Source organism: Runella sp. SP2, from assembly GCF_003711225.1.
GTDB lineage: Bacteria > Bacteroidota > Bacteroidia > Cytophagales > Spirosomataceae > Runella.
The window spans coordinates 3,990,476-4,011,496 of record NZ_CP031030.1 but is presented as its reverse complement, the minus strand read 5'-3'; the positions used below and the strand labels follow the sequence as shown (position 1 = coordinate 4,011,496).

Genomic DNA, 21,021 nt, shown 5'->3' with positions numbered 1-21,021 from the left:
ATGAATAAATTCATTCGAGGAATTGTAGGTTTTTCACTCAAAAACCGCTTTTTCGTCTTTTTTATGACGGGTATTTTGGTCATTTCAGGTGTGGTAAGTTATCTCAATACACCGCTTGAAGCATTTCCCGACGTAACCAATACGCAAATCATTGTAGTAACCGAGTGGAACGGACGAAGCGCCGAAGAAATCGAGCGTTTTGTGACGGTACCAATCGAAGTTGCCATGAACTCCGTGCAACGAAAAACCAACGTCCGAAGTGTGACGATGTTTGGGCTCAGTATCATCAAAATCATTTTTGAAGACGACGTAGAAGATTTTTTTGCCCGACAACAGGTGAATAACCAACTCCGAACGGTATCGCTGCCCGACGGCGTTGACCCCGAAGTGCAACCGCCATACGGGCCTACGGGGGAAATTTTTCGCTATACATTAGAAAGCAAAGACCGTGACAGCCGCGAGTTGTTGACCCTCCAAAATTGGGTAGTAGATCGTCAGCTCCGAAGTGTGCCAGGCGTAGCCGACGTGGTGGCGTTTGGGGGGCGCGAAAAAATGTACGAAATCCAAGTAAACCCCACGCAACTCGCCAAATACGACATCACGCCGCTCGAAGTCTATGAAGCCGTGACCAAAAGCAACGTCAACGTGGGGGGCGATGTGATTGAGAAAAATGGTCAGGCGTACGTGGTGCGAGGGATTGGGTTGCTCAATTCGATTCCCGACATTGAAAATATCATTGTCGAATACGTGGACGATAATCCTGTTTTGGTCAAAAACGTGGCCGATGTCAGAGAGTCGAACTTGCCTCGCGTAGGGCAAGTGGGCTTAAACGACAACGACGACGTGGTGGAGGGAATTGTGGTGCAGCGCAAAGGCGAAAACCCCAGCGAAGTGCTAACGCGGGTGAAGGAAAAAATTGAGGAATTGAATACTAAAATTTTGCCCCCTGACGTCAAAATGGTCACTTTCTACGACCGCGATAACCTCATTACGTACTGTACCAACACCGTACTGCATAACTTATTTGAGGGAATTATATTCGTTACAGTCATTGTGTTTTTGTTTATGGCCGACTGGCGTACCACCGTCATTGTGTCCATTATCATCCCGTTGGCGCTGCTGTTTGCCTTTATGTGTTTGCGGCTCAAGGGAATGTCGGCCAACTTACTCTCGATGGGAGCGGTTGACTTTGGTATCATCATCGACGGTGCGGTGGTGATGGTGGAGGGAATGTTTGTGTCGCTCGACCACCTTGCCCACAAAAAAGGCATGGAGCGGTTTAATAAACTGGCCAAATTAGGGCTAATCAAGAAAACGGGCGGAGAGCTTGGGAAGGCTGTATTTTTCTCCAAATTGATCATTATCACGGCCTTGATTCCCATTTTTAGCTTCCAAAAAGTAGAAGGGAAAATGTTTAGCCCCTTGGCCTACACCCTTGGCTTTGCGTTGTTGGGGGCGTTGCTTTATACCCTTACGCTGGTACCTGTGTTGTGTTCGTTTTTATTACGGAAAAACGTTCGGGAGAAGAACAACCCGATTGTCAATTTCTTCGACCGTGTTGTTTCTAAAGGATTCGAGTGGTGTTACCGAAGCAAAAAAATGAGTGTTTTGGCGGCCATGATTTTCTTGGGAACGACCTTGTTTTCGGCAAAATGGCTGGGTACCGAGTTTTTACCCCAACTTAACGAAGGTGCTTTGTGGGTAACGGCCGAATTGCCCATGAGTTATTCGCAGAACGAAAGTGTAAAAATTGCGAAAGTCTTGCGCGACAAAGTGGCCAAACACAAAGAAGTTAGGCAGGTGCTTTCGCAAGAGGGTCGTTCCAACGACGGCACCGACCCCAACGGTTTTAACTTTCTCCAATTTCAAGTCGATTTGAAGCCAAAAGAAGAATTAGGAGGTAAAACAATTGACCAAATTATCGAAGAGTTGAACGATGATTTGTCGGAAATACAAGGGATTACTTTTAATTATTCGCAGCCCATCATCGACAACGTCGCCGAAGCTGCTGCGGGGATAAAAGCTTCGAACGCCATCAAAATTTATGGCGATGATTTGGATAAATTGGACGAGTTGGCCGATGAAGTTTTAGGAAAAATCAAGGATGTTCCTGGGGTGAAAGACGTGGGAATCTTGCGCAATACGGGTCAGCCCGAAATGAGCGTGATTTTGCACGACCACAAAATGGCCTTGTACGGCGTCAGCACCGCCGATGCCCAAGCGGTGATAGAAATGGCGATTGGGGGAAAAACGGGTTCTATTTTGTACGAAGGCGAACGTAAGTTTGACATTCGTTTGCGTTACCAAGAGCCGTATCGCCGCACCGAAGACGACATTCTTCGCTTGATGGTACCAACCTTGAAAGGCAATAAAATTCCATTGAAAGAAATCGCCTCACTGCGTAAAGTCACAGGGCCTGCGTTTGTCTATCGAGAAAACAATAAACGTTTTATCGGCGTAAAATTCTCGGTACGTGAGCGCGATTTGGGAAGCACCATTGCCGAAGCCCAAAGCAAAGTTGCTTCCATCTTGAAAGCATTGCCCAAAGGGTATTCGATTGACTGGACGGGAGAATTTGAAAACCAAGTGCGTGCTACTCAACGTCTCGGACAAGTGGTACCGATTAGCATTGTGGCCATTTTTGTCCTTTTATTTATCACTTTTGGCAATGCCAAAGACGCAGGACTCGTATTGGTTAATGTACCGTTTGCGTTGATTGGGGGAATTTTGGCCTTGCACGTTACGCACATGAACTTCGGTATTTCGGCGGGGGTAGGGTTCATTGCCTTGTTTGGGATTTGTGTTCAAAATGGGGTGATTCTAATTTCGGTATTTAATAAAAATACCTCCGAACGAATGCCGCTCGACAAAGCGATTCGAGAAGGCGTAAAATCGCGGATTCGGCCTGTTGTAATGACGGCCTTGATGGCGGCCATTGGGCTGCTGCCAGCGGCGGTATCGACGGGAATAGGCTCCGAAACCCAAAAACCACTGGCCATTGTTGTCATTGGTGGGCTAGTAACAGCCACGGTACTGACCTTACTGATATTCCCGATTATTTATCGGTTTTTCTATCGCCATCACGTACATACCATCAAAGATTTAGAATAATGAAATTCAAGACACGTTCAGGCTATACACTCATTGGTTTGCTGTTGAGTAGCCTAGTTGCTTTTGCCCAAAACAGAACCGATTTTCAGGTATGGCCTGGCGTGTCTTTAGAATTGGATTTGCCCAAAAAGTGGCTAGTAACGGTGCAATACCGAAGCCGTTTTATTGATAACGCAACTTATTACAAAGGCTCGTATCTGTTTGGTGCTGTGGAGTATGAGTTTAATAAACACTTGAAGGCAATCACCAATTACCGCCTGGCGCTGGTCGATGAAGGTGTGTATCATCGGTACTTTCTAGGAGTGGCGGCCAAGGCAAAAGTAGGGGACTTTACGTTGATGTTACGCCCCGCCATTCAGTACCAAAGCCAGCGTTTTACGGGCGATGATGAATTTCGGACGGATACCGATACCTACTTCCGTCCGCGTTTTACGGTTAAGTACAAACTGAATAAAAAATGGGATGTTTATACGTACTCAGAGCCGTTTTTTGCCATTACCAACAAGGGTACCAAAATTGATAACATCCAAAGCTCCATTGGCCTCAAGTACGAATACCTCAAAAACCAACGCCTGAATCCCTATTTCATTTGGCAACCCGATTATTCGCACAAAAAATACCAGTTGACCAATTACATTGCGGGCTTAGACATTGAGTTTTCGCTCAAGCCGTTTAAATACTTCAAGAAAAAGAAAAAAGCAGCGGATAAAAAATCACCGTCGAAATCGCATCCTCAAGGCCAATGGCCACCCAATTAGGCAAAGTATCGCTACGCAACCGCGTTTTTATTGAGCGTGAGGTATTCAGACGGCGACACGTTGTATTTGGCTTTGAACGCCCTGGCAAAATAATTGGGGTTAGAAAACCCGACCGAATACGCGATTTGGGCTATTTTCATGTCGTTTTTTTGTAAAAGGGATAACGCCTTTTTTAACTTCAAAGACCTGACGTACTCAACGGGGCTTTCGCCCGTGATATTCAACACCTTGGCGTATAACGTACTTCGGCTGACAAACATGGCTTTGCTCAATTCCTCAATCGAAAGGTTGGGGTTTTCGATGTTCTCTTCGACGTAGCGCGTAAATTTCAACAAAAACTTTTCGTCTTCCGATTCTACCTCTATTTCGGGCGTTTCTAGCTGAATGTGTTTGCTGTACGTATTTTTTAGCAAGCTGTTCAAACTGAGTAAGTTTTCGATTTTGATGCTCAACAAATGGAAGCTAAAGGGCTTGGTCAAATAATCACTTGCTCCCGCTTCGAGCCCTTTTAGCTGTTCGGTTTCTTCCGACAAAACAGTCAGCATAATCACAGGAATGTGTTTGGTTCGGGTGTCATTTTTGATTTTTCTAACCATTTCAACCCCATCCACCCCTGGCATATTGACGTCGCTAATGATGACCTGAGGGTGGTTGGCCAACGCTTTTTGCCAACCCTGCCGTCCGTCAGACGCTTCGATAATTTTATACTTGGTTTTCAAACTTTGCACCAAATAGGCCCTCAAGTCGTCGTCATCGTCAACGATTAAGACAACAGGTTTCTCCAACTTGGGTGGCTCTTTTTTGGCAAAACTTTCTACCGAATTTAGTTCTTCTTTGGGTAAGTGTAACGGGGCTGATTGCTCAAAAGTAATAGGCGTGAGCGGAAGGGTAATGATAAATGCACTACCAACACCCTCTTCGCTTTCCACTTTGATGGCACCTCCGTGAAGTTTGACAAATTCTTGGGCAATAGATAACCCAATGCCACTGCCCTGATTGAGAATATCGGCGTGGTTGTTTGCCTGAAAAAAGCGCTCAAAAATCTTGTCTCGGATGTCGGCGGGTAGCCCAATGCCCGTGTCGCGTAAAATCATTTTTACGCCCCCCTCGCCATCGCCAGTGATTTGAAGACTTACGTTTCCGCCATCGTTCGTAAATTTGATGGCGTTGGAAAGTAGGTTAATCAGGATGCGTTCGAGCTTATCTTTATCGAACGAAGTATTATAATTATTGAAGGCACTTACAAAATGTAAGGCAATGTTTTTTCTTACAGCGATGTACTTAAAAGCATCTACAATTTCTTGAATAAACGTCACCAAATCGCCTTCGGTTTTGTGAAGGGTGAGTTCGTTGGCTTCTATTCTTCTGAAATCCAACAACTGATTGACCAAATTCAGTAATCTTTTGGCGTTTCGACTGATTAAATTCAACATTTCGAGCTTTTCAGTACTGTTTTCCTGAAACATCAAATTTTCGATGGGATTCAAAACGAGCGTAAGCGGTGTTTTTAACTCGTGGCTTAGGTTGGTTAAGAACTTGATTTTGATTTTTTCAAGCTCCATTTTTTGTTCGGCGTCGTGGCGCTCTTTTTCAATCAAATGCTTCATTTCTAGGCGTTCTTGTTTTCGCATGAAGTCATTTTTTAGCTTTTGAATGGAGCTTCTTCTAATCGCCCAAATCGCAAGGAGGGTCAGCAGAAAATAGCAAAAATACGCATAGTAAGTACTCCAAAAAGGCGGCTTTACGGTGATATTGATGACTTTTTCGGGCGTTTCCCACGAGCCATCTTCGCTGTGAGCTTTGAGCCTAAAGACGTATTCTCCTGGGTCTAAATTGGTATAAACAGCGGTGTTTTTGGTGCCAACTTCGTTCCATTCTTTGTCAAATCCATCAAGTTTATACGAATACCTGTTTTCGTGCGGGACAGTATAGTTTAAGGCAATAAAATCGAGGGAAAAGTTTTGTTTGTAGCTCAAAACCATCTCTTTGGCCGTTAGAATAGGCTCCGTTATTTCAGCGTTTTCAGTCGCATTTACGTGCTTATTATTGATTTTTAAGACCGTTGTGACCAAAGGAGGCGTATTCTTTCTCTGAAAAATATCGGCAGATTTGAAGTAGTTGAAGCCGTTGAGCCCTCCAAAAAACAACGTTTTATCGGCCGTGATAAAACCAGACCCAATATTGAAAGTGCTTTGTTGGATGCCGTTGTAAGGCGTGAAATTTTTAAATATTTTTTTTGCTATATCAAAAGAGCTGATTCCCTTGTTGGTACTGACCCAGAGTTTCCCTTTTTCGTCTTCTACTATTTTATAAATAACATCATTTGACAACGAAAAACTTTCGTCGAAACGCTCAAATGATTTGGTATCAGGCTTGTATAAGCACAGTCCGCCGCCCAAACAGCCTACCCATATCCTGCCCATTTTGTCGCAGTGAATGGTCTGAACTCGGTCGATTGGTAGGCCACTGTTGCCATAATTTAGCACTTGAAAACGATTTTCGAGGGGAAAGAAAACGGCAATTCCCGTTCCATTTGAGCCAAACCAAACATTGCCAGATTTGTCTTGTTCGATGGCAGTGACGAAGTTATTGAGGGGGAATTTGGTACCCGTAAGCCCAAAAATCTTTTCGCTACCTTCTATTTGACGCGTAGCAGGGTCGTAGCGAACCACTCCAATCCCGTTGGTACCCATCCAGACTTTCCCGTCTTTGGCGGTTTTAAAACAATTGACAGGGATATCTTTGGTATCGGTATTACTTCTCGGAACATGGAAGTAAGTAGAAGTGCCCGTGGCGAGATTCACATTGTACAAACCACCTTGGTAAGTACCCACCCAGAGGGTATTTTCAATGGTTTCAAGGGCAATTACAGACGACACATTGGCCCGTTGCTGAGGCAATCTGAACGGCTTAATTTGCCCCGTTTTGCGGTTGAAAATATTGATTCCTGTTCCTTCCGTTCCGATAAAAATATCGCCCGAAGGGCTTTCGGCAAAGCACATAACCGAGCTGCCTGTCAGTCCGTTGGGGTCAAATTGTTTAAAAGGTTTATGATTAAAAAAGGCAAGATTGGTGTCGTATTTGTTGATTCCGCCTTGGTAAATGGACACCCAATAGATGCCAGTATCGTCAATGTAAACATCCCGCACCGACCGTCCCACGATACTTGGGGTAAAACTTGATTGTTCGATAAAGGTACTTTTTACGCGGGTTACGTTGCCCGTTTTGGGATTGAGAATATCGAGGTTACTTTCGGTACCAATCCAAAGCTGTCCTTTTTTGTCGAACGCCACTTTATGGATGTGGTTATTGGAAAGGGTATTGACATCGTTGGCGTCTGATTTATAAGTGGTAAAGCTATTTTTTGCTCCCTTCATCACATTCAGCCCATCTTTGCTAGTACCTACCCATAGCTGCCCATTTTTGTCTTCCGTAATGCACGTAATATGATTGCCCGAGATGGCATCTGGGCGGTTTGGGTCGCTGAGAAATCGGGTGAATTGGTCGTTTTTGTGGGTATAAAGGTGCAACCCATTGTCGGTGCCTACCCACATGGCGTGGCGACTGTCCTCAAAAATACACCTGATGATGTTTGAATTGAGTTTGGTGCGGTTGGCAGGGTCGGCTTTAAAAGCCTTTACTTGTTTGGTATCGGGGTCAAAAATAAAAAGCCCAGCGTAAGTACCTACCCATATTTTGCCAGTGTGGTCGGCACATAGGCTGATAATCCAGCCTAATTTTGAAAAGTCATAATTGATGAAAGAATCGAGGTTAAGGTTATAAACCGACAGGGTGATGTTGGTGGCCAACCAGATTTTACCTGCTTTGTCTTGGGTCATTGCCACGACGGGCCCGCGGCCAATGCTCGTACTGTCGCGGTCGTTGTGGTGATAGTCAATGAAGTTTTGGCCATCAAACCGATTGAGTCCATCTTCCGTTCCGAACCACATAAAGCCATGTTTGTCTTTGAGGATGGTATTGACGGAATTGGACGTTAGACCATTTTTACTGCTAAAATTAATGAATTTATACTCCTTCTGCTGCCCATAACTCAAATGGACAAGGCCCAAAAAGACGAATAAAATGGAAAGCTTCTTCATGTTCATACCTAATGAAAGCAATCCCCCATCATTTTTTACATGTGGGGGATTGAAAAAGACGTCGTGCTTTGACGATTACTTCATATTGGCCTTAACCGCTTCCGCAACCTGCGAATAGGCTAATTTTCTTACGTATTGTTGGGTCCAAAGTCCTACGGGGTCGTCGGCTCTCCAACTTGAGTTAGCTGGACTGTCCAACGGACTCCAGATGGTGATACCGTAGCGTTGGGCGGCTGGGATAATCTCAAAGTACTTATCAATCACGTATTTGTACATTTCGGCTTGTGCTTTGTAATGTTCTTGGGTAGCCGCTGCCGTTTTTACACCCGCCATACCAATATCTAACTCCGAAATTTTAATCAATTTGCCCGTACCAGCCAATAGCTTAAACATCTCCGTAATTTTGGTTTTGTCCGAGTTGATGTCGATGTGCATTTGGGTACCGATACCGTCCACTTTTGCCCCTTTACTTTCGATATACTTCACATACTCGATGATTCCTTTGCACTTGTCCAGATTGTACTCCAGGTTGTAATCATTAATGAAAAGAATATCGTTGGGATTACCGTATTTTCTTGCCAATTGAAAGGCAGTTACGGCATAATCTTTACCCATATAATCTTGCCAATAAAATTCGTCACCTTTGAGGGTTTTGCCTACGCCCGTTTTTAATTCAAATGGTTTGCCGTCGTCCATTGGTTCATTCACAACATCCCAGGCTTTTACGTAAGGCTTGGCTACATTCATCATGCCCGACATCCACTTGTCCAAAGCGTTGGTAATGAGTGTTTTCTTTACTTCAGGTGCTTTTTCCTTGGTCTGAACGCTTCCAGTTGCATTGTACTTTGTCAAAGAGATGTTATCAAAATAAAAATTTGTGGCCGTTTTGCCGAGATTAAAAGCAATAGCACCACAGGTAGCCATGTCAGCAGTAACGGTAATCTCTTTGGTATAAGTAGTCCAAGTGGGCGTAGCGGCAATCGTTCCAAAAAAGTCCCAGTGTTTGTACGCACCAGGCGTTACGTGGGCTTGCGTTGGGTAAGAAGCCGCTACATCGGCCTTCACGTCCATTTTAAGGATGTATTTCTCTCCTTGCACAGCTGCAGGAGAAAAACGTACGAAAAACTGCGCTTCCCAGTCGTTGGTGCGCACACTGGCATTGGTGATTTTTAAGGCTCTACCCACTCCGTTGGCACCTTGGCCAGCGGCAGTGTAGGATATTACTGCATTGGCATTACTCTGGAAATTGGTAGCGGCATCGGTTTCAAAATCAGCCCCAGTAATTAAATCCCAACCTGGCCCCGTTGATGACAAAATATCGGGGGCAATGACACTTTTCAAGTAAGTCGCATTTTGGTTGGCATGCCAGCACAAGGTATGTCCATAAACCGATGCGCCTGCGGCTTTGGCGGTTTCCAACAGTTTGCCCACGTTTTCAAGGGCTAAATTACCGTTTGACTGCACAACAGCCCCGTGTTTCATTTCGTAGCCAAGGACAATTTCATCGAAATTTTTGTTGGCCAACCGATACATTACGTTTTTGTTGTTGTAGTCGGCCAAAGAAAGGGCAACCCCCAGTTTAAAATTTGGATGGGCACTGCGGTTGATGTAGGATTTTAATGCGGGATAAGCATCAATATTTTCCTGAATTGCGGCACTTTCGGGCTTGTTGACGTTGAATTCAACGGGCTCAAAAGTGGTACATGAGGCTGCTACACAGGTGGTAAGTCCCAGTACGAGTTTATGTATTTTTTTCATAAGATTACTGTTCTAATGGGCTCAAGAGTTATTTTGCCACGGGTGTAAAAGTTTCCAATGCCACCGTGCGGTCACGCATCACGAGGGTGTCGGTGGTGGCTACTTTCATGCCTGCCATTGTAATTTCATATTTGAGGTACAACGCATCGCGGTCTTTATTACCCCAGCTGTTTTTCTCGCCTTTTTTGACAAAAGTGCCGCTTCCACTTGCGGTATAGCTGGTTGAGGCCGACGTAATGGTGCATTTGTTTTCTCCCTCAAATCGCATCAAGAGCGTGACGTTGACGTTTTTGCCGTCTTTGTCTTTGATGACCACAGGAAATTCAAGCTCACTCATCGACTTGGTTGAGAGCCTATTCACTTCGTCTTTTTCAACAAACTGCGCCCGACGAACAATGGTTTGGTTTACACTGCCCGTGACAACGTCCGTACCGCGTCTGAGGTAATTGCCATGCCAAGGGTTGACGTATTTGATGGCATACAAAACAAAATTTTTGGTGGGAAGAATAGAGTCGGCGTTGGTTTGGGTTATTCTCAACGGAATGACGTAGGTGTTTTTGATGGATTTTGGGTCAGCAAAAAACGCATCGGTCAGTTGCACGTCCACCCCGCCTGACAATGCTCCTTTGGGAATAATAATTTGATCAGAAGCCAACGAGTAATAGTTGGTAGGCATGGCGAGTATTTCGTCTCTACCTGCCCCAAACAACATCCCATTTCTTAGCAAAGAGTTATCAACCGCTATTTTGACTGATATGTCTTTACGGCTTTCGTAAACACCGCCAGTTGCCGCATATATCTGGCACTTACGCTGGTTGTCTAAGTCAGTATTGATGTATGTGTCTTCGCCAAAAGTGATGGTTCGGACGGGATATTGGTAGGCAAAATAGACGTTTTGGAATTTGTAATCAGGAAAAATCTTTTCCTGATTACAAGAGGCAAGCCCAACCGTGAACAGTACCATTATTAAAACAAATCTCTTCATAAATTTAAAAATTTTGTCAATGATAAAAGAATCGTTGATGATTAGTTCCAGCCTTCGTTTTGTTCAAGTGCGGAGTATTTCAAGATTTCTGAATACGGAACGGGGCCGTATTTCATGTGGGTTTTGAACACTCGGTCTTGGACGGCGGGCAGAATGGTATAAACACCATTTTGAATGCTCACGCCCTTGGCGGGTTCGGTGAGCTCGGCGTTCCAACGGCGCAAGTCCCAGAATCTAAACCCTTCAAAACAGAGTTCCAGACGGCGCTCGTTCCGAATGAGCTGACGCATGGTTTCTTTGCTGGCCTTGGCGCTTTCCAAATAGGGGTCGTTGTTGGTAAGACCAATCCCCGCTCTTCTACGAATCGCTCTAATGACATCGTAGGCCGAGTAGGTGTTGGCACCCGTACCCGTAGGGCCAAAGGCTTCGTTGGCGGCTTCGGCGTAGGCCAAGGCGATTTCGGTGTAACGAATATGCGGCTTGTAGTGGCGCTGGTTGGTGGCAGAAGTAGGGTTTAGGTTGACATCCTGACGCAGCAGTTTTCGCAAATAATACCCCGTTCTGGTGGAGGTTTCAACCCGACTGAGGGCGTCGTTGGTGGTGCCGTTGGCTGTGGTGTTAATGGCCGTGTTGTTGACGCCCGCCGTTGCCCCGTTTACCAAAATAAACATTCTCAAACGAGGGTCGCGGTTGGTGTAAGGGTCGGCAGGGTTATAGCCACTGAGCGGGTTGTTGATCGGATAGCCGTTGAGCATCGGGAACGCATCTACCAAGTTTTGGGTAGGATTGATGCGGCCGTTGCCGAATAGAGTAGGCGGGAAATTGGCTTGTTCTAAGTCTCTGTTTTCACCCCAGTTGTTACGCCAGATGATTTCTGGTGGATTTGCCCCGTCTTTTAGGTTGCCGATTTCGGTGGTATTCGAGTACCAAGTGAGACCGCTGGCGGCTGCGCTTGGAATGGCACTGAGGCCACCGTTTAAGTTCAATACTGCTGCTGCGGCATTGGCTGCGTCTGTCCATTTGGTGGCATTCCCACTGTTGAAGGCAGGACTTGCGGCCAACAAAGCGGTTTGTGCTCTCACGGCTTTCGCAATGCGTCCCGTAAATAGACCACTGAAGGTAACGCCAAAGGCACGGTTGTACTGTTCGAGCGTTACTTTGCCGTATTTGGCGGGTATCTGTGATTCTTGTCCCAGTGTAATGTCGCGATAATCAAGTGGAAGCTTAATGTCAGCACTGTCCAAATCCTGATAAATTTGCTTGAGACAATCTTCAAAAGACGCCCGTGGCAAGTTGTAATTATCGCTGGTGGTTTGCACTTTGGTCAAAATAGGGACACCGAGCATTTGCCCGCCCACACCTTTACCTGCGTGTGTTTGCAAGAGATGGTACATCAGCAACGCACGAAGACCATAGGCTTCCCCCTTGATTCGGGTCGAAAACAACTTATTTGCTACGGGGTCGGTTACCCATTGTACCTTATCGACTTCACCGAGGGTGATGTTGAGATACTGAATACCCGCAAAGCAGTTGGTCCATTGGTTGGCGGGGTTGTTGTTGGCCGTCCATTGTCCCGTTGCCATTTTCAGGTAGGCGTTGTTTTGGTCATTACTAACGGCATCGTCGGTAGCAACGTCATTGAACGACCACGAGTTGGTAGGAATCCTGTTGTAGCCATTGAGCAAAATACCAAATGGAAATCTCGAATCACTTGGTAAGTACGCACTGGCGTCTAGTTGCCTATTATTTTCAATGGCAGGTTCTAGAAGGTCTTGGCATCCTGTCAATACAACAGTTGCACAAACCAGTATCTTTACTATTCCTTTATTGATACAGAACATAGTGTAACAGTCAAAAATGAAGTTTTAAAAATTTAGAACTGGGCTTTTATCCCAAGATTAAACAAGCGTGTTTGCGGGGCGCTTCCTACGTTCATTTCCATAATTTTACGATTCTCAGAAACGGTCAGAAGGCTAAAACCATTGGCATACACGCCTAACTCACGCACAAACGAATTCATTTTGAGGAGACCTGTCAAGTCGTAGGTGATTTGTACTTTTGTCAGGTCAAAACGGTTGGTTTTGTACATCCAAAAATCAGACGGGCGGAAGTTGTTATCGCTGTTTAGAGTGGTTAATCTTGGGTAGTTAGCCGTCGCTTTTGTTTCTTCGGTCCATCTTCCTCTTACCACTTCAGAGTATTTATCTTCACCATCCACCCAGAAATAAGCGCTATTGCGCATAGCATTTCCACCAAAACGACCCGTACAAAGCGCAAAAAACGTTAGCTTTTTCCACTGCGCCGTCAGGTTTACCCCCAACGTAAGGGGAGCACCAAACCAGCCGCCTTTGCCAAGGTAAACCTCGTCGCGGGTGTCGATGATGCCATCTCCATTTTGGTCTTTGTACTTAATGTCACCTGGTTTTACTTGACCAAACGTTTGGGTAGGAGAATTCACAATCTCATCTTGGTTTTGGAACATCCCTAAGCTTTGTAAGCCCCACATGGTATCAAGTGGTTTGCCTTGACGGTTTTGGTACGAGTTTTCGTACAATTCAGCTCTTTTGCTGGCGATAGCTTCATAATACGTACCATTGACACCCATAGTCCACTGAACTTCGCCGTATTTTTTGTTCACACTTGCGCCAAAATCAAAACCAACCCGCTTGTCGTCGTTGTAGTTGACAAAAGGAATAAACGATGACACTGGCCAGCCTGTGGTAAAGTAGCTTGGGAACAAAACAGAGGCTTGAATAATATTTCCAGAAAGTTTGTTGATGAAGAACGAACCATTGAGTGTCAAGAGTTTTTTGAAAAATGTACCCTCAAATCCAAGCGTGATTTCTTCTCTTTTGGGGAACTTCATGTTGGGGTTATCTCCTCTTCTCGACTCGGTCGCCTGAATACCCGTACCGTCTTTCCAGCCATACCACGAGCCTGCGCCCGTATAAACGCCTTGGTACAAAAAGTAGTTTTGGATATCAAGGTCGGTATTTAAAATGCTGGCCGAGGCTGTCAGTTTTAAATCATCGATGACACTAGCATTGCGCAAGAAATCTTCTTGGCTCACTCGCCAGCCCAAAGAAATCGATGGAGAGAGTGCTTGACGATTGCTCGGAGGGAGTTTGGCCGAATGGATGTAGGCCGCGCTAAGGTCGAGGTAGTACTTGTGCTTAAAGTTGTAGCTGGCCAAGAAACCCAAGTTGGCATTGCTTGTACGGTGATAAATGGCCGATTCTGACTGCTGAAACCCGTTGGCCAACAATATCGCCGACAAATGATGGTTGCCGTTGAAGGTGCGGTCGTAATTGAACTGACCCGAGAAAGCAATCGTTTGGCGATAGCGGTTGCCTGACACGTTTTGAGTACCAGAGCGTGCGTCTTGGTTATAAACAGTTAGGTTGCTAATGAGGTCAGTACCGCTGTATTTATTCCAAGTAGGGGCGTAGGTGGCATACGAATAATTGTATGATAAGGTATATTCGGTGGCATAATCAACGGCAAAAGCCGACTTGAAACTAAGCCCTTTCAATACGTTTCTGAGGTCGGCCTTGATTCCTGTGTTGAACTGGAATTGTCGGTTTGCGTATTGGTTGTTTCCCCCCGAATAAATCGTAGCGATAGGGTTTGTTTGGTCTAATTGGGTACCACCAAGTAAATATTTTCCATCAATGATGTTGTTGCTGTTTTGAACAAATACCTGAGATGCGGCGTCTTCTTTCTCGATGAGGTCAATGGGAATCAAGGGAGAGAAGCGATTGGGACGAACCGTGGTGGCGCTGTTCCAAAAGTTAGCGTTAACCCCACGTCCCGTAAAGAAAATGGCCGTAGCATCGGCGTTTACGCTGATAAATTCGTTCAGTTTGATGTCGATATTTCCACGGAAATTGAGGCGGTCAGAGTTGTTGTTCTTTTTCGCTTCGCCAAAATTTAGGAGAGAACCCGAAGTCGCATAACCTAAGTTGGTATAATACTTCACGCGCTCGTTTCCACCCGAAATTTCTGCCGTTGCATCGTAGCTGCCGTAGGCATTTTTGAGGTATTCGGGCGAGTAAAAATCAATGTTAGGGTAACGGTACTTGCTTAGACCCGAAGCATGATTGTAAATGTCTAATTCAGAGTACAAGTTGGTGAGTCCGTCGTTTCGGCGTGCCTCGTTGTAGAGGGTCATGTACTCGGCCGAGCCCAAATAGCGAGGAAAAGCTTTTGGTGTGTTGACGCCGCTGTTGACCCTCAATTCAAATTTGTTTTGACCAATTCCGCCTCGTTTCGTAATGACATTGATCACGCCTTTGGCGGCACGGCTACCGTACAAGGCAACAGCGTTGGCACCTTTCAAAAACACAATTTGGTCAATCTCCGTGGGGGCTACGTTGCCCGTTTCGCGAGGAACGCCATCAATCATAAACAAGTAACTACCCATTCCCCAGTTACTGTTGCCGTTGAAACCTGGAATCAGCGCTTCCATGTCGGCAAGGGTATAGGTAAAATAATTTTTAGCGAGCAGTTCTTGCACATTGACCGAGGCTACGCCGCCGAGTAAGTCCTTTTTATCGACATCACGAAAAGCAACCCGTACTTGTTCGTTGACTTCTTCGGGTGTCATCACGATTTCACCGATTGGCCCCGTTGAGGTAATGTATTTGGTTTTAAAACCAGGGGCAGCGATGGAGAGCATTTCGTTTTTGGGTACTTCGATGGTGAAAGTACCCGAGGCGTCGGTCACAGTAGCTTTCCCGATTTCATCGGAGCTTTTTACCACAGCACCACTGATGGGCTGTTTGTTGGTGCCAACGATGGTGGCTTTGATTTTAATAGGCGCCGTGTTTTGTCCCATGACATTGGCTTTGGGTAAAGCCAACAGGAGACACAAGCCCAAAAATATTTTTATAAACTTCATTGCTTATTCGTTTATCAATTGATTATCTCGTTTTGGGAAATTTCACATCTCTTACCAGCCTGGGTTTTGCGGGAATTCCAAATACAAATTCACGTCGTTTACCTTCAGTGGCAACCAGTTGTGTTTTTCGGTGAACCTACGTTCGAGGATAACACTTTCGCGGAGGTTCAAGACGCGGTTATCTTTCGGATCTTTGGCAGGGTCAAGGGGAGTAGCACGGTCAAATTCAATTGATTTTTTGAGCGTATAAGGGCTTTTAGCAATTAAGAGCCAACGGCGGAGGTCATTGAAACGGTGACCTTCAAACGAAAGTTCCACGGCACGTTCGCGGCGAAGTTCTTCCATGTATTTGTCCAAAGAACCCAAGAATTGCGCATCTACACGGCCTACTCCTGCGCGTTCTCTGATGACATTGATGGCATCGACGGAGGTTTTGCTGTAGTTTGTTGACTTACCCGCCGACGAGCCATAGCCCTGAGCCGCAGCTTCGGCATACATCAAATAAATATCGGCCAGACGCATGTACGGTAGGTGAACGTGCAAGCTTTTGTCATAGCCGTATCCTTGGTCGTATTTGTTGGCCGTACGTGGAACAAATTTGAACAACAAGTAGCCCGTGCGGCTTCCCGTGGCGATGTCGCGGTAGGAGCCACCCGTGTGTAAGTTGGCGTAGCGGTTGTTGGCTTCGCTGGCGTTAGGAATGCTCCCTGCGACCATTCGGACACCGTCAAAAACAATGTCATTGTAGAAACGTGGGTCGCGGCCTCTCCAAGGGTATTCGGGGTTGTAACCTGACTCAGGGTCGGCTTTTGTGATGTCCTTGATAGGCAAGCCATTGGCCATTCCGTAGTAGTTGACGTAATTGGACGTTGGCAAAAATTTCACATCACCTTCGCTGATAATTAGTGGGCTGTATTGCTTACTTGTTCCCCAGTTTGAGCTATTGGCACCATAATAAGGGCCACGGAAGATCGCTTCCGTCGCACCTGGAATTTGCCAGTTTTGACCCGTGGTGTAGAAGTTGGTATAGAACTGAGCAAAAGGCACTAATTTATGCGGCGCTTCGCCACTTTCGCACAATTTGAGTAATTCGCCAAATGCTTCTGCTGCTTTTTTGCAATAATCAGCATTGTACGAAGTACCGCCACCTGACACCGAATTCATCAATGGACTGCCCGCCCAGAGGTAATTTTTGCCCAAATAACCCAGCGCCATGATTTTATTGATGCGCAATTGGTTTTTGCCCAATGTTCTTTTTCCAGCGGTTGTATTGTCCCAGTCGGTAGGCAATAAGTTGGCTGCTTCTCTGAAATCAGCGGCGGCTTTGTCGGCACATTCGCTGTATTTGAGGCGAGGGAGGGTCAGTTTTTCATCGCCAGGAAGCACTTTGTCGATGTAAGGAAGTCCGCCAAAGTACTGCATAAACATGAAGTGATACCAGCCACGGAAGAACAACAATTGCCCTTTGATGAGGTCTTTTTCTTCTTGAGTAGCGTCGGTCAATTTATCCAAATTGGCAAGTCCTAAATTGGCTTTGCGGATACCATACCAGCCCAACCCCCAAAGCGATTTTGTAAAGCGGTCGTCGTTGGTTGAGTTGTTGTTGCGGTCCATCCATCCCGCTTGCCAGCCGTCAAAATTGCGTTGCCAGCCCCAGAAGTCGCCGTTTTCGATTTTTACTCCAAAGTGAAAATTTTGGGCGGTCGATTGGATTTCGTCCTCGCCCCAGTTCCACGAGTTGGTCCAGTAGCCATTAGAGAAATCGGGAATGGTATGATAAAGCTCTTCGGTAAAACCTTGGAAATTGATAAAGTTTTTAAATGCATCTTTTTCAGATACAAGCGATTGTGGGTCACGATCCAAAAAATGTGAGCATGAAGTAACCCCAAAAGTGAGGGAACAAACTGCCGCTACGCAGAAAAGTTTTATTCTCTTTTTCATGGTTGATTTATTAGAAAGTAATGTTTAAACCTAAATTATATCTCTTCACTGTAGGATAAGCTCCTTGCGACGCCCAGCCTGTTCCAGCAAAATTGGACTCTCTATCGTCAGGCATTTTGCTCCAAGCAATGAGGTTGTTTCCGTTGAGATAGATTCTGAGGCTGCTAAGTCCAAGTTTCCGACTACGTTCAGGCGTGAAATTGTAGGCGATTTCCGCATTTTTTAAGCGCAGATACGAGCCATCGAACATATACTGACTGCCTCGGTAATCGCTAAAAGGGGTAGTGAGCCAACGGGGGATGGGGGTACCTGTAGGGTTTTGAGGTGACCAATATTCGCCTTCATGATACACGGTCGTGCTTTGTGAGCCCAAACTTGTAAATACCACTTGACGAGTTGCATTGTTGACCGCGTAGAACTGAACAAACGCCGAGAAACCTTTCCAGTCCAAACCAAAAGTAGCGTTGTAGGTGTTTTGTGGCCAGCCAGTATGTCCGTAAGGAATTCGGTCTTGAGAATCAATCACGCCGTCGCCATTGTAATCGACTAAGTAATAGTTTCCTACGAGCTTTTGGTTGTCATTCACGTTGTGCATGGTACTACCATAAAGCTGATCCCAAGTATTGTACATTCCTTTGTTTACGTACGAATACGTTTGGTCGATTTGCATTCCCTCGGGTTTTTGGTAATCGGGGAGCAATTCGGGCGTGGCACGCTCAAGGATGGTGTTTTTGGTGTGGGTCATGTTAAGGTCAGCCCACAAACGTGTTTTGCCTAGATTTTTATTAAAATGAAGTTCTACTTCGTAGCCATTGGCTTTTACAGCACCTAAGTTGGCAACTGGCGGGGCTGCCCCAAAGTAACTTGGTACGTCGGACCGACCTGTTAGGAGGATTTTACTTCTGTTGTCTTGAAAATAATCAGCTTTCCCTTTGACAAAACCCTTGAAAAGCTCGAAATCTAAACCAAGGTTGTATTTTTCAGATTCTTCCCATTGTACGGTAGGGTTACCAACGGTTGACTGAGAATACCACATATAGGGGCTTTGCTCAGCACCTTCCCCGTTTACGCCAAGTCTTGATCGTCCGCCATAAGCCCATTGCTCTAAATAAGGCCAGCGTACGCCCAAGTTATCAAAACCTGTTTGTCCATACGACAAACGAAGTTTAAGAGAGTTGACAAAACGAATTGGTTTCATGAACTTTTCGTTTGAGATAACCCAGTTGGCGCCTCCAGAAGAGAAAAAAGCAAAACGATAATCTTTCGCAAATTGCTCAGAACCATTATAGGCACCATTGTACTCGATGGTGTATCTATTGTGGTAGTTATAGGTTGTTCTAAACACCCAGTCTTCGCGGTAAGACGGAATGGTGTTACCGTTGGCAAAGACGTTTCGGTTGGTCAAAGCCATCAAGTTAATGTTGTGTCGGTCAGCAATGGTTTTGTTATAATTCAGTTGGAACTGATAAAACAAACGGCGTTGGCTGGCATCGATACTTCCTGCGGCTGGTGCCCATTTGATACCTTCCTGAAAATCAAAACCAGTGATACCATCCACGGCTTGTTGGTAAGTAGCTACGCCCGTTTCGGGGTTAATCCATTTGCGTTGAGTGTTGTTGTAAAGGTCATTTACCCCACGATTCGACTCAACAAAGGTGTTGTCTAACGATACTGTACCCGCTGCTCTCAGACCTTTGACAAGCATGTCTAAGTCTTGTTCGAGGGTAAAGTCGGTTGTAATACGGGCCGTTGTTTGGTACTGAACACCGCCAATCGCAAGGCTCAACGCCGAGTTTTCGGCCCTTGCTTGATTGGGCGCATAAAAACCCCATGAACCGTCGGCATATTTGGGCAAAAACAAGTCAGGAGCAGCATTGTAGGCATCAATCCAAGGGCCGTATTGGCTTCCACTAAAGCCCCATGGGCTCTTTCTTATGCCATACGAACCCGAAAGGTTGGTTTTCAATACCGTGCTTTTTGTCAACTGAAAATCTAAGTTGCTACGTACGTTGAGGCGGTTAAAGCCAAAACCCTGTTGGTATCCACGGCGGTTGTCATATACTTTAAACAAATCGGCCTCTTGTAAGAAGTCGGCGCTGGTGAAATACTTGACCAAATTCGTTCCCCCGCTGATGTTCAGGTTGGCGTTGTTAGAAATTGCATGAGATTTAAATAGGGCTTCTTCCCAATTGACGTTAGGGTAGCGTTCGGCCTCCTCTAGGTTGGCAGGGTTGCGGTATTTGTCAAGAATGGCCTCTGGTAAGTAGTTTCTCCATCCCTCAGGACGGGTAGCAAGCTCATACTCGATGGCCTCGTTTCTGATTCTGAGGGCATCGTAGGCATCGTACTTTTTGGGCAATTTTGAAGGCGCTTTCACGATGGTGTTGACGGTGGCTCTGATGGAAGCCTTGCCCGTTTGCCCGCGCTTGGTCGTAATCAAAATAACCCCGTTGGCACCTCTCGAACCAAAGACGGCAGTAGCTGAGGCATCTTTCAAGACCGTGATGGTTTCAACCGAACTGATGTCCACGCTTGTCATAGGACGCTCAACGCCATCGACAAGAATAAGTGGCTCAGAGTTGTTCCAAGAACTACGACCACGAATCAGAATCTGAGGGTCTTCTGCGCCAGGAAGTCCTGTACTGGCATTGGTAATAAGTCCAGGGACGTTACCCGTCAATGCCGCACCAATACTTGATACCCCTCCAGCGCGTTCAAGCTCTTTGTTGGTGGTTTGGGTAACGGATGCTACAACGCCCTCTTTGCGCTGCCGTCCGTAACCAACTACCACGACTTCGTTCAGTTCTGACAGTGACTCTTCCAGTACGACGTTGATGGTTGTTTTAGCTCCAACCACGACCTCTTTGGTTTTGTAACCAACATAACTAACAACCAATGTTTGATTGGGTGGACAAGTGATTGAAAACTCGCCCGAAGCATCGGTGTTTACTCCTCGGGTGGTTCCCTTGAGGACAATCGTAGCGCCAGGGATGGTTTCTCCCGTGTTGGACTTCACCGTCCCTTTTACTGTTTGGGCTTTTGTCGTTTGTGCTCTTAACGACAAGCCCGAAAACCCAATCAAAAGCGATACACACCAGACGACCAGGCACAGCTTTTTCTGAGTGGTGGAAATGTAGAAGTTAATGTTTCTCATAAATCAATGAAAACATAATTTATTTGATAAATAATATGATATTACTGCTGCAAAGAAAGGGGGTGACTCAAAAATAGAGTAGCACAAATCACCAAATAAGCGCTACAAATGTTCAGTCATCTTAGAAAGTGTCAATTTTACACGATTATTATTCAAGAAGGCTTGCCCGAACCCGAAGAATGAAGGAAAATGGGGGAGACACGAGGTGAAAATCTGGGTTCTTTCTGAGGGAAAACGCTGAATATACGTTTGACCTTTTAGGAATTTTTACCCCAAAAAGGATATATTTACTAGCGTTTATGCTTACTCTATTA

General features: G+C 45.7%; 9 protein-coding genes. 2 read left to right on the top strand and 7 right to left on the bottom strand.

Annotation, left to right across the window (positions count from 1 at the left end):
* Both DTQ70_RS15845 and DTQ70_RS15840 read left to right on the top strand, forming a co-directional pair.
* Window positions 1–3,111, top strand: a complete 3,111-nt coding sequence (locus DTQ70_RS15845; RefSeq protein ID WP_122931711.1) for an efflux RND transporter permease subunit — start codon at window positions 1–3, stop codon at window positions 3,109–3,111.
* Window positions 3,111–3,869, top strand: coding sequence for a DUF2490 domain-containing protein (locus DTQ70_RS15840; RefSeq protein ID WP_122931710.1), 759 nt, complete (start codon window positions 3,111–3,113; stop codon window positions 3,867–3,869). The genes DTQ70_RS15845 and DTQ70_RS15840 overlap by 1 nt, the downstream gene beginning before the upstream one ends.
* An 11-nt stretch (window positions 3,870–3,880) precedes the next feature.
* Here the strand turns inward: DTQ70_RS15840 and DTQ70_RS15835 are convergent, their stop codons facing one another.
* The 7 genes from DTQ70_RS15835 to DTQ70_RS15805 all read right to left on the bottom strand — a co-directional run bounded on the left by DTQ70_RS15835 (window position 3,881) and on the right by DTQ70_RS15805 (window position 20,707).
* Entirely contained in the window at window positions 3,881–7,969 is a 4,089-nt protein-coding gene (locus DTQ70_RS15835; RefSeq protein ID WP_164490070.1) for a hybrid sensor histidine kinase/response regulator transcription factor, read from the bottom strand.
* Between the two features lie 75 nt (window positions 7,970–8,044).
* Window positions 8,045–9,727, bottom strand: coding sequence for an endo-1,4-beta-xylanase (locus DTQ70_RS15830; protein WP_122931708.1), 1,683 nt, complete (start codon window positions 9,725–9,727; stop codon window positions 8,045–8,047).
* 28 nt (window positions 9,728–9,755) lie between these two features.
* The gene (locus DTQ70_RS15825) at window positions 9,756–10,712 is read right to left on the bottom strand and encodes a DUF5627 domain-containing protein (protein WP_122931707.1); all 957 of its coding nucleotides are present in this window, start codon (window positions 10,710–10,712) and stop codon (window positions 9,756–9,758) included.
* A gap of 41 nt (window positions 10,713–10,753) precedes the next feature.
* A complete protein-coding gene (locus DTQ70_RS15820) occupies window positions 10,754–12,553 on the bottom strand; it encodes a RagB/SusD family nutrient uptake outer membrane protein (RefSeq protein WP_122931706.1) in 1,800 nt (599 codons plus the stop codon).
* Window positions 12,554–12,585: 32 nt separating this feature from the next.
* Window positions 12,586–15,612, bottom strand: a complete 3,027-nt coding sequence (locus DTQ70_RS15815) for a SusC/RagA family TonB-linked outer membrane protein (RefSeq protein ID WP_122931705.1) — start codon at window positions 15,610–15,612, stop codon at window positions 12,586–12,588.
* 51 nt (window positions 15,613–15,663) lie between these two features.
* Window positions 15,664–17,553 (bottom strand): RagB/SusD family nutrient uptake outer membrane protein, encoded by a 1,890-nt coding sequence (locus tag DTQ70_RS15810; RefSeq protein WP_122931704.1) that lies wholly within the window; start codon window positions 17,551–17,553, stop codon window positions 15,664–15,666.
* A 10-nt stretch (window positions 17,554–17,563) separates the two neighbouring features.
* The gene (locus tag DTQ70_RS15805) at window positions 17,564–20,707 is read right to left on the bottom strand and encodes a TonB-dependent receptor (protein WP_122931703.1); all 3,144 of its coding nucleotides are present in this window, start codon (window positions 20,705–20,707) and stop codon (window positions 17,564–17,566) included.
* Window positions 20,708–21,021: the final 314 nt, after the last annotated feature.

Bases quoted from the DNA above. Each gene is read 5' to 3' on its own strand.
- DTQ70_RS15845 (WP_122931711.1), top strand. From the start codon at position 1: ATGAATAAATTCATTCGAGGAATTGTAGGTTTTTCACTCAAAAACCGC.
- DTQ70_RS15840 (WP_122931710.1), top strand. From the start codon at position 3,111: ATGAAATTCAAGACACGTTCAGGCTATACACTCATTGGTTTGCTGTTG.
- DTQ70_RS15835 (WP_164490070.1), bottom strand. From the start codon at position 7,969: ATGAAGAAGCTTTCCATTTTATTCGTCTTTTTGGGCCTTGTCCATTTG.
- DTQ70_RS15830 (WP_122931708.1), bottom strand. From the start codon at position 9,727: ATGAAAAAAATACATAAACTCGTACTGGGACTTACCACCTGTGTAGCA.
- DTQ70_RS15825 (WP_122931707.1), bottom strand. From the start codon at position 10,712: ATGAAGAGATTTGTTTTAATAATGGTACTGTTCACGGTTGGGCTTGCC.
- DTQ70_RS15820 (WP_122931706.1), bottom strand. From the start codon at position 12,553: ATGTTCTGTATCAATAAAGGAATAGTAAAGATACTGGTTTGTGCAACT.
- DTQ70_RS15815 (WP_122931705.1), bottom strand. From the start codon at position 15,612: ATGAAGTTTATAAAAATATTTTTGGGCTTGTGTCTCCTGTTGGCTTTA.
- DTQ70_RS15810 (WP_122931704.1), bottom strand. From the start codon at position 17,553: ATGAAAAAGAGAATAAAACTTTTCTGCGTAGCGGCAGTTTGTTCCCTC.
- DTQ70_RS15805 (WP_122931703.1), bottom strand. From the start codon at position 20,707: ATGAGAAACATTAACTTCTACATTTCCACCACTCAGAAAAAGCTGTGC.